The sequence below is a fragment of the Pacificibacter marinus genome (assembly GCF_018860505.1).
Taxonomy (GTDB): domain Bacteria; phylum Pseudomonadota; class Alphaproteobacteria; order Rhodobacterales; family Rhodobacteraceae; genus Celeribacter; species Celeribacter marinus_B.
Map to the genome: position 1 here is coordinate 1 of NZ_JAHKPU010000027.1, position 10,467 is coordinate 10,467.

10 protein-coding genes and 1 pseudogene are annotated in these 10,467 nt (G+C 53.9%); 3 read left to right on the forward strand and 8 right to left on the reverse strand.

Annotated elements, in window-relative coordinates:
- Window positions 1–381: 381 nt before the first annotated feature.
- The 8 genes from KO503_RS09820 to KO503_RS09855 all read right to left on the reverse strand — a co-directional run bounded on the left by KO503_RS09820 (window position 382) and on the right by KO503_RS09855 (window position 7,469).
- Window positions 382–825 carry an SRPBCC family protein gene (locus KO503_RS09820; RefSeq protein ID WP_215991382.1) on the reverse strand — a complete coding sequence of 148 codons (444 nt, stop codon included), beginning with the start codon at window positions 823–825 and terminating at the stop codon, window positions 382–384.
- 11 nt (window positions 826–836) lie between these two features.
- Window positions 837–1,685, reverse strand: coding sequence for a phosphoenolpyruvate hydrolase family protein (locus tag KO503_RS09825; protein WP_215991383.1), 849 nt, complete (start codon window positions 1,683–1,685; stop codon window positions 837–839).
- A gap of 1 nt (window position 1,686) precedes the next feature.
- Entirely contained in the window at window positions 1,687–2,895 is a 1,209-nt protein-coding gene (locus KO503_RS09830) for a Tm-1-like ATP-binding domain-containing protein (protein ID WP_215991384.1), read from the reverse strand.
- A 12-nt stretch (window positions 2,896–2,907) separates the two neighbouring features.
- Window positions 2,908–3,627 (reverse strand): ABC transporter ATP-binding protein, encoded by a 720-nt coding sequence (locus KO503_RS09835; protein WP_215991385.1) that lies wholly within the window; start codon window positions 3,625–3,627, stop codon window positions 2,908–2,910.
- On the reverse strand, window positions 3,617–4,309 hold the full coding sequence (locus tag KO503_RS09840) for an ABC transporter ATP-binding protein (RefSeq protein WP_303507284.1): 693 nt from the start codon (window positions 4,307–4,309) through the stop codon (window positions 3,617–3,619). The genes KO503_RS09835 and KO503_RS09840 overlap by 11 nt, the downstream gene beginning before the upstream one ends.
- A gap of 71 nt (window positions 4,310–4,380) precedes the next feature.
- Window positions 4,381–5,613, reverse strand: coding sequence for an ABC transporter substrate-binding protein (locus tag KO503_RS09845; protein WP_215991387.1), 1,233 nt, complete (start codon window positions 5,611–5,613; stop codon window positions 4,381–4,383).
- Window positions 5,614–5,646: 33 nt separating this feature from the next.
- A complete protein-coding gene (locus KO503_RS09850; protein ID WP_215991388.1) occupies window positions 5,647–6,606 on the reverse strand; it encodes a branched-chain amino acid ABC transporter permease in 960 nt (319 codons plus the stop codon).
- Window positions 6,603–7,469 carry a branched-chain amino acid ABC transporter permease gene (locus KO503_RS09855; protein ID WP_215991389.1) on the reverse strand — a complete coding sequence of 289 codons (867 nt, stop codon included), beginning with the start codon at window positions 7,467–7,469 and terminating at the stop codon, window positions 6,603–6,605. Before KO503_RS09855 ends, KO503_RS09850 begins: the two co-directional genes overlap by 4 nt.
- A gap of 186 nt (window positions 7,470–7,655) precedes the next feature.
- On the opposite strand from KO503_RS09855, the gene KO503_RS09860 reads away from it, so the two are divergent.
- The 3 genes and pseudogenes from KO503_RS09860 to KO503_RS09870 all read left to right on the forward strand — a co-directional run.
- The gene (locus KO503_RS09860; protein WP_215991390.1) at window positions 7,656–8,297 is read left to right on the forward strand and encodes a phosphoenolpyruvate hydrolase family protein; all 642 of its coding nucleotides are present in this window, start codon (window positions 7,656–7,658) and stop codon (window positions 8,295–8,297) included.
- Entirely contained in the window at window positions 8,294–10,024 is a 1,731-nt protein-coding gene (locus tag KO503_RS09865) for a phosphoenolpyruvate hydrolase family protein (RefSeq protein ID WP_215991391.1), read from the forward strand. The genes KO503_RS09860 and KO503_RS09865 overlap by 4 nt, the downstream gene beginning before the upstream one ends.
- 141 nt (window positions 10,025–10,165) lie before the next feature.
- Window positions 10,166–10,467 (forward strand): annotated as a pseudogene (locus tag KO503_RS09870) (transposase); the annotation flags it as partial.

A 10,467-nucleotide genomic window follows, 5' to 3' on the forward strand; every position in this document is an offset into this window, starting at 1 on the left:
CGTAAGCGGGACAAGACCACTCCACGAATAGAGGGTATAGGGGTTAGTCCGCCAACCAGCCCCAAAAACACGCCTAAAGGCACGGAGTCGCCACCAACCAACTCGCCGTGGGAGAGATTTTAAGCAACGCAGATCTGCACCATGCCGACCAGCCCGACAAGCGCCCCGACGGATCACCGTAAAATCAGATTTCTTCGGTCTAGCCCCTTCCGTTATAAGTTGGCTTGTCGGGATACTCGGATCGAACGCTTTGCTCTTAGGTACTCAGCACCTACACGGCATGACCACAGCGCGAGTGCGATACGCGCTTTAATAAAGGTCATGAATATCCGCCGCGCATCCCACTATTTGGAAAATTGTGCGAAAAATGAAAGGTGACTTTTAGCTCGAAAAACTCTTTTCAAGCGCATCAAAGCCGCCCAAGAAGACCTCTTTGGCGACGAAGTGATGCCAATGATCTGTTTGTCCATCGCCCGCTTCGAATTCGGCCCACCACTCGGCAAAGGTCTCGCCGCGATCGGTAATGTCAGAGAACTTCATTTTGGCCACATAATTCAGAAACGGCAGCGGGCCACCCGGCTGCATGTCATAAGTCAGAGATCTGTCGGTGTTGGATATCGACAAAAGCGTTTCACGGATGCGGCCCGACCCGTCAGTCAGGGCAAAATTTCGGACACAACCTACTTCGCCGTTCGCATGGCCGTCCTCTATCCGGCTGTCCGTAGCCGCGAGATGCCAGTTCGGCAAGCCATTGAAATCGCGGACGCGCGCCCAAACGAGATCGACGGGCACAGCGATGACAGTAGATGAATATGCTTTAATCATGATGAGATCCCTTAATTTGCCATAGCGCCAAGGCGCAGTTTTACGAATTCGGCGGTTTGTTCTGTGATCGCGCGTTCTGTTGGCAAACGCTCCATGGACGACGCACCGTAAAATCCGTGACAGTCCGGGCACAAATCTAGAAACTGTTGTGCATCCTGCGGTTCGGCCAAAGGCCCCCCGTGGCATATAAAGATGAGATCGTCGCGATGCTCACGTGCAGCGGCAGTCCATTCATTATAAAGACGGGCGCATTCTTCAATGCGAGGTGCGCTATCTTGCGCCCCGATTGAACCACCGGCCGTCAAGCCAAAATGCGCCACGATCACATCTGCACCAGCCTGCGCCATCTTAGCGGCATTGTCAGCACTGAAGACATATGGCGTGGTCAACAAGTTGCGCGCACGCGCCTTGGCGATGGTTTCAACTTCCATCTCATAGCTCATACCTGTGGCTTCCAGCTCTTGACGGAAGCGGCCATCGATGATGCCAACCGTTGGAAAGTTTTGAATGCCAGCAAATCCCATGCCTGCCAACTCATCCAGAAAGCTGTCCATAATGCAAAACGGGTCGGTGGCATTGACCCCTGCCAAAACCGGTACATTTTTGACGACGGGCAGGACCTCGCGCCCCATATCCACCACGATTTCGTTGGCATTGCCATACGACATATAACCAGCAAGCGAACCGCGTCCTGCCATACGGTAACGCCCCGAATTGTAGATCACGATCAGGTCAATTCCGCCTGCTTCTTCACATTTCGCAGACAGACCAGTTCCTGCTCCGCCCCCCACGATAACCTGCTTCTGAACCACTTTGGCCCGCAATTTTTTAAGGATTTCTTCGCGTCCTGTAACGGCCATATCAGTTGACTTTCCATTCGTAAATTTCGTTAAAATTGTTAATTGCTGCCTCTGCGAAAGCCGGATCATTGATATGCAAATCAAGCTCTACCAGCTGCCGCGTCGAGGTCTGAACCACAGTATTGCGCAACGCCCCAAACAATGCTTCAGAAGCTGCCACGTCATGAAACGGTCCGCCTTCGATATCGAGGGCCGAGACGCCGCGCAGAGGCAGCAAGAACCGCACAGGTCCATCGCATTTGTTCAGTTTTGCGCCGATCCATGCTCCAATTTTTGCGGATTCCTCCGGCGTCGCACGCATCAAGGTAACCTGCGCATTATGGTGATAGAATTGACGGCCTTTGAAATGGGATGGGACAGTTTCAGGGCCCCAAAAATTAGCCATATCCAATGCACCACACGAGCCGACATAAGGGAGCTTCATTTGAGCAATGCTATCGAGCCGTTCCTCGCCCGCACTCAGAAAACCACCCACCAAGAGATCACAAATCTCGGTCGTTGTGATATCCAGAACACCGGACACATCCCCCTGCGATATCAACTGCTCCATCGAACGGCCGCCGTTGCCTGTGGCATGGAACACCAGACAATCGAACCTGTCGGACAAGCCTTCGGTGATCATCTGTACGGCTGGCGTCGTGACACCAAACATCGACAAGACCAGCGCAGGGCGATCATCCTCAACAACAGGTGCCTCATGTGCCATCATCCCCGCCAAAGCATAGGCCGCATTGCCCAGTAGTTTACGCGAAATCCGGTTCAAGCCAGAGACATCGGTGACGGGATGAAACATGTTGACATCAGAAGCACCGACATAAGCCGAAACATCACCTGAGGCCAAAGTAGAAACCAGAACTTTGGGCACCCCAATCTGGAGCGCCTGCAGTGCTGGCGCGATGATGCCAGAACCACCAGAACCACCAAGCCCAATAATTCCGCCGATATCGTCCCTGCCCTGCACAAACGCCGTCAAAGCACGCGACATTTCAACCACCGCCTGCCCTCGATCATTCACAAAAACAGCCGCTGGACCTTCGGGGTGGCAGGCCGCAACAGCCGCTGCGGTGATATCGACCCCATCTTCGCCGCCTTTTGTTCCAATATTCACCAAAACAGTCTCATGACCTGCTGCCGCGATTAGATCGCGGACATAGGAAAGTTCGGGTCCCTTGGTGTCGGCCGTGCCGACGATATATGCTTTTTGGGACATCATTGCGCTCAGTTAATCCTTTTGCCCTGGCTCAAGCCCCAGATGGCGTTTTTGCAGTGCGGCATCGCGTTCTAGGGCCTCGGCGGTGCAGGTTTCAACGACTTCGCCACCAACCATGATGGCCACGTCTTGTACCGCAGCGAGGGCCGCATGCATGTTTTGCTCAACAAGTAGCACCGCAATACCTTCGTCCGAGATCATTTTGATCAAGTCGATGACTTCCGAGACGATCGCAGGCGCCAGCCCTTCGGTGGGTTCATCCAACACAATCAGTCGAGGGTTCAACAGCAGCGCTCGACCAATGGCCAACATCTGTTGCTCGCCCCCCGACAGTCGGTCACCAAGATTATGACGCCGTTCCTTGAGGCGTGGGAAAATCTCGTACACCCGATCAATAGACCATGCGCTGCCCTTGTGGGCCACGATCTGCAAATGCTCCGCAACCGTGAGAGACCGAAACACGCGCCGTCCTTGTGGCACATAGGCGATCCCCATCTGGGCGCGTTTTTCTGGCGGTAACGTGGTGATGTCCTCGCCTGCGAAATGAATCGTACCAGCCGAACTTGGGTGCATTCCGATAACCGCTTGGCACAGGCTAGTTTTGCCCATACCGTTGCGCCCCAATATGCCCAATGGCTTTTGTTCGACACGCAAGGACACACCATGCAACACGTGACTTGAGCCATAACACAGCTCGAGGTCTTTGATTTGAAGCAATGACTCAGTGGACATGCGCGCCTCCGATATAGACACGGTGGACGTCTTCATTTTCCATAATTTCAGTGGGCGCCCCTTCCGCCAAAAGTTTGCCGTTAAATAGAACCGACACGCTTTCAGATGTCTGCAGGGCGATCTCCATATCATGCTCGATCAAGACCACAGTTACGTCTTTGGGGAGCGACATCAAAAGCTCACTCAATTTTGGGCGCTCAGCCGGTGACAAGCCTGCGGCGGGTTCATCAAGCAGCAGCACTTTAGGGTTTTCTGCTAATGCGATCGCAATTTCCAACTGTCGGCGTTGGCCATGGCTCAAAGATGAGACTTCATGAGAAAAGAAAGTCTGGATGCCCGCGACTTCGGCCAACCGTTCGGCCTCGGCCAAGCGATGATCGCTCGCCTTGAGAGGCAACAGCTGCCCCCACCCGCCACGGATGCCTGCCACGGCCAGAAATAGCGTATCGCGTACCGTCAGACCGTTGAACAAATTGGCGTGCTGATACGTCCGGCGCAGACCGTGCCGAATACGTTTGTTAATCGGCATGCGCGTCATATCGGCTCCGAACATCTTAATGCTGCCAGCGCTGGCATTCGTGTCGCCGGTAAGCACGTTGAACAGGCTCGTTTTCCCCGCGCCGTTCGGTCCCAGAATTGCACGACGTTCGCCGGGACGCACCGTCAGGTTGATATCCTGCACGGCCCAAAACGCCCCAAAGCGCTTGCCAATGCCCCGGACCTCCAGGGCATTGACGCTGTTATGTGTGTCTATTACGGGCACGAAGGATTGTCCCGGCTGACGGGGCCCATAGCAAGAAATGCTTCTGGATCCTGACCCAAAGATTGGCTCACATCGCGCACAACTTTAATCACACGGTTGCCCAAGGTGCCGTCTTCGCGCTCGTAAACTTCGGTGACAAAATTATCGACGATACCATTGCGGTTTGCATCCAAGCGCATTGTCCCACCGGTTGGTACGGTGAAAGATAAGTTGGTCAATGCTTCACGGTATGCGGCATGATCATTTGACAAATCCCCATCGACTTCATCCAAAGCCAGCAAAGCTGCGGTGGCCGCCATGTAGTAGTGGTGCGCAAAAATAGATGGTGCCGAAAATGCATCTGGATAGTTGGTGGTATAGGCCTTCACGAAAGCCTGCCACTCAGCACCATCATAATCACCCACTGTTGGCGATCCTGCAGGCGCGCCGATCAATAGCTTTTTGAATGGCCCTTTGGATTCAAGAATGGACTGGTCAATTGTCGTTGACCCCCCAATGATGGGTTTATCCCCGCCGGCCTGATCATACTGCGTCAGGAAGTTGACGGCATCCGCGCCCCCCAAAGCCACAAAGATGGCATCGACGTCTTGTGGGATAGCGTATACGACCGACGAGTAATCCGAGTTCCCGATTGGGGTCCAGAACTTCTCTGGAACGGTGCCTCCTGCAGCGCAGAACTCAGACATGAATCCAAGAACTTGCGTGTAGGGGAATGAGTAGTCCTCAGCCACAACAGCGACAGATTTATACCCAAGATCATTGAAAGCATAGTCACCGACACCGACCATCCATTGCGCACCATCACCACCAAAGCGAAAGAAGTTATCGGACGACTGCCGCAGGGTTGTGTCTTGTGCCGCCGATGAGCCGTTGATGAAGGTCACATTGGGATAGGATTTGGAAAGATCGCGCAGAGCAAGCCCCTCTGAGCCGCTGAGCGGACCAAGAATGATATCAACACCATCTTGTTCGATCAGTTTGCGCGCAGCGGCGACAGCGGTATCGGGGCTGCCATCTGATGACATCGAGACCATCTCGATTTTGTTGCCATCGACACTGCCCTCAACATCCAAAATCGCCAGTTCAGCGCCGCGAATGGCATCTGTCCCTGATACGGCGAAGTTTCCTTCAAGGATCGAAATCAGACCGATCTTGATATCCTCAGCGGATGCTGAAGCCGCACTCAGTGCGAGTATCGAGACTGCTAATTTGAGTTTATTCATTTTGGTTCCTCCCTATGATTTAGCTCAAGTTTTTCAGTTAGTGGGTTGTTTTGCCCGGCGCAGCTTGGCGGCACCGTCCATGACCAGTTGTTGCAGCCCGTTCGGGGCAAAAATCACGATCAAAAGTAATACGGTGCCGATCAACGTGTTGAACCGTTCGCGATCCACCAGATCGACAGCGAAAGTGTCCAACATGACAAAAACGATTGCCCCGATAAACGCGCCGCTGGGATAGCGTAACCCGCCGATGACTGCGATGATCAGAATGTCGATGATCGGTCCAAATCCGACCGAAAAGGACGAAATCCGCTCCTGATACCAGACGTTCAGGATGCCGCCGGTGCCTGCCAAAAGGCCGGAAAATGCGAAGGCTGCAATGATCGGAGTCGACACAGAAATACCCAACGCCATGACCCGACCTGGTGCGTCGCGCACAGCCTGAATTGCCAATCCCATGGGGGACCGCGCAAAGCCGCTGACAAGCATCATCGACACGACCGCTGAAAGCAATGACATGAAGTAAAGCGGAACCGGTGCCCGCAGGCTTATGCCCCCAATCAAGGGCGCACGAACGCCTGAAAAGCCAGTCCAGCCGTTGAACAGTGCATAATTTTGACGTGTGAAATAAAAGAAAGCGATACCAATCGCGAGCGTGATCATGATGGCATAAATGCCCCGTGACCGGCGTGCGACACAGCCGATAAGCCCCCCAAAAGCCGTCGCGAGGAACAGCGCGAGCGGGATTGAAATCCAAAACGGCAATTCAATCCCGATATTCACCGAGTTGGGGCCGAAATAGGCGATTGTATAGCCACCAGCCCCAGCCATAGCGGCCTGTGCAAAGGAAACCACACCAAGATATTTCGCCAGAAAGCTGAGACTGAGAGCCACAATCCCCAAGATCAATGCGCGGGTCATAACCTGCGTCAGCCAGAAGTCGTTTAACAACACAGGCAGCAACAGCAGTGGAATAACGATCAAAGCGTATCTCATTGCTCGGCCCTTCCCAAAAGTCCCTGAGGGCGCACAGCGAGCACCAGCACCATAATGGCAAAGGTGAACACAACGCCATATGTGGGCGCGTAGGCCAGTCCATATTGCTCGGCCAACCCAACCAACAGCGCGCCCAATGCGGCCCCTCCGACAGACCCCATGCCACCAACGATCACCACCACCAATGATGACAATAGAAATTGCAGATCAGTGCCTGGCGCAATGGACAACGCGCTGGCCGCAATAACCCCAGCCATGCCCGCAAGCATGCCGCCAAGGGCAAAGACAAGAATGAAAATTCTATTAATCGGATAGCCAAGGGCGCGCAGCATTTGCTGATCGTCAACACCCGCTCTGATGATGGCCCCCATGCGGGTCTTTTGGATAAAAATCCACAGGGCAAGCCCCGTCACCAAGGCAAAGCCAATCAGCGCCAATCTAATATTGGCATATCCAACCCCCAGCAAAGGCAGTCGCAGCCCACCTGACAGGGCCTCTGGCAGTTCAACCTGATAGGTAATTCCGCCCCAATACCACAACATAAGGTCAGCCATAATGATGGAAATGGCGATCGAGGCCAGCGTTTGACGCAATTCGTCACCTTGCATCCAGCCTAACACCCCTGCTTGTACGATTGCACCCGCGGCAGCTGCGGCAAGCCCCCCAGCGATCACGCCAATCGACCACGATCCAGTCATGTCAACCACGCTATAACCAACGTAACCGCCTAGCATCAACAGCGCTCCATGCGCCATGTTAACGATGCGCATCAGCCCAAAGATTAGGCTGAACCCGCTGGCTGCGAGAAAGTAGAGCGCAGCAAGCGTCAAGCCGTTCAAAGTAACGATAAAGAAAAATGTCATGTGTCCTCCTATCGACCAATTTGCGCGAAGTTTCTCCAACTCGAAACCAATACATCCTCAGAGGTCATTAATTTTAATTACTAAATATCAGATACTTAGGTAAAATTTGCTTAAGGAAATCTTGCAAAAACCGGAACAATAGGAATTAACTTCCGATAATTTCCGATAATTGCTACACTGCTTCACATGAAAACATATCACCTGACTGGCGCACCAGATCGCACCACATCCAGTGCCGAACTCATTTTCTGCCCAAGCGTTCACGGGTTGACCGCCGCGCAGGCCGATCTCGCATTCTTGATGCCGAGGCTGGATCACAATCATGCGCTCCGCGACACCGCTCGGCGTGGGGACTGGGCGGCAGTTCTTGCCAGCGACCCTTTCGGATCGGAAGCGGCTATATTTCAACAACTGCTTGAAATGGGCTATCGTGGCATTACAAACTGGCCCTCTTCGATCCTGCTGGATGGCACGCTACGCCAGTCAATGAGCACAATCCCTGCCTCGCCCGAATTTGAATATGCCTATCTGGCCCGCGCCCGCGCCGCAGGGCTTGAAACAATGGCGTTTTTCAGGTCGATAGAACAGGCCCGTGCCGCACGCAAAGCGGGGCTGGATTGTTTGGTTCTGCATCCCGGCGTGCTTGAGGTTGAGGACGAGAGCGCGGGGAAGATGCTGCTGGGTTCGTTAAAACGGTTGGTCGAAGCCATCAAAGGGGATGGGAGCAATCCGACACTTCTGGCTTACACCTCGGACTGGCACGAAAGCACTCTGCGCCTGTCCGATTTACCGGTCGATGGCTTGGTGTATCTGGAAACCACTCCATGACATCTCAGAGGAAAACCTTTTTATTCGGTGCCGTTGTCGGATCTGGGCTCACAGCGCAGGCCGCAGACAAAGCAGGTGCCGACTATCTTTTGGCGTTGAACGCCGGACGTTTTCGCGTTCAGGGCGCGTCTTCGTTAACCAGTTTTCTGCCTGTGCGCCCAGCCAACGAATGGGTCATGGAATTTGCCGAACGCGAAATGTTGGGCCGCTGCACATCCCCTATTTATGCGGGCCTATCGGTCAGCGACCCCCGACTTGATATCGACGATCTACTGGGCCGCATCAAGGCACTGGGCTTTTCCGGGGTCTGCAATTTCCCGACAACCACGTCTATAGATGGCCGACTTGGTGCCTTGTTTGAGCGCGAAGGCCTTGGCTTTGCACGGGAAGTGGCCCTTATTGAACGGGCAAAGCAATTTGACTTGAAGTCATTTGTTTACGTGCAAAACAATGCGCAGGCCCGCCAGATGGTACAAGCTGGCGCCAATGCCATATGCGTCAATATCGGCTTCACTGGAGGTGCCACCGGCGTCACGACACATTTAACGATCGAAAGCGCAGCAACCTTAATTGACCGCGCTCTAGAAGGTGTCCCCACCTCGGTTAACAAGCTGTGCCACGGCGGACCAATCACCTCCCCTGAGGAGGCTCTCGCTGTGACGCGGATCAGCGGCGTCGAGGGTTTCGTCGCAGGCTCCACTCTCGATCGTCTCCCGCTTGAACAGACCCTCGACGAAGTGACGCGCGGCTTCACCGCCATTCCTCGCTTGGCACGGATTAAAGCGTATCCCGATGGCACTTCACCAGTGCTCATTGGAAATTCGCATGCCATTCAAATGGTACGTAAGGATATCGAAGATCTCGCCAAAGAGGATATTCACGTCCTTATTACAGGCGAAACAGGAACAGGAAAAACGCTTGTAGCCTCTCAGATTTATGAGGCAGGATTTCCCCCTGCACGCCAACCCGTGGTCGTTGATTGCGCCGCCCTTGATGTCGATGACGGTGGTCAACAGCTATTGGGTATAGCAGCAGGCGCACGTGGCGGATTGGCCAGCCAGCGTGGAGCATTGGAACTGGCATCCGGCGGCATGTTGATTTTTGAGGAAATCGGAGCCTTAACACGCGATTTTCAAGGCAAAATCCTTAAGTTCGTCGACGAACGCCTCGTGCAGCGGATCGGCGAGAACACAGCACGGCAAATAACGGCCCGCGTGGTCTGCACCTCATTGCAAACCGCGCCAGAGCTTTTAGAAAGCACGTCCTTTCGCAACGACCTACTCTATCGCATTTCCGGCCATACGATCGATATTCCACCTCTCAGAGAACGGGCCGATGACATTCCAGAGCTTGCTGCGCGTATAGGCAGGTCTTTGCAGAACGGGCAGCCTCCGAAATTTTCGAATGCAGCTTTGCGGCTGCTCATGGAACATTCTTGGCCGGGAAATGTAAGAGAGTTGCGCAACACCCTTGCCCGCGCCTTGCGCGCAGCCGAAGGGACAACAGTTGGACAAGCTGCGTTTGATTTCTTGGCGCAAGCCCCGCAATTTACGCAAGAGCTTCCAAAAGCGGACCGCCCCCAATCTACCACGGTCGTATCCGAACGTGATTGGATTTCCGAGGCCTTGGCGCGTAACGGTTTTCGGCGTGCGCAAACAGCACAAGAGCTCGGCATGACCACCCGCACGCTCTACAACAAAATCAAGAAGCATGGTCTGCTCACTTAATGGGTGCAACCTCTGTTAAAAAATCTCGACGACATATGCTCCTGTCACGGTTAGGTGTGGTTTGTCTAATCCAGAACCTGGTCTTGCCACGGTTTAGTTCCGGTCTCTTTCGAGCAATGTTTGCTATGAAGGAGATTAAGAATGGCAACGAGATACACACTCGAGTTTCGGCGTGATGCAGTGCGCATTGCGGTTACAAGCGGCCTAACACGACCCCAAGTTGCCTCAGATTTAGGCGTGGGTCTTTCGACTTTGAACAAGTGGGTTCAGAAGCATCAGCATGACGATCTGATGTCGGGTCCTCACGAGGACGTCGAAAAGGAGAATGAACGCCTTCGCAAGGAAGTCCGGCTGCTGCGCGAGGAGAGGGAAGTGTTAAAAAAGGCGGCAATCTTCTTTGCGGGCCAAAGCCGATGAGGTTTGCTTTCATCGATGCCTGGAAA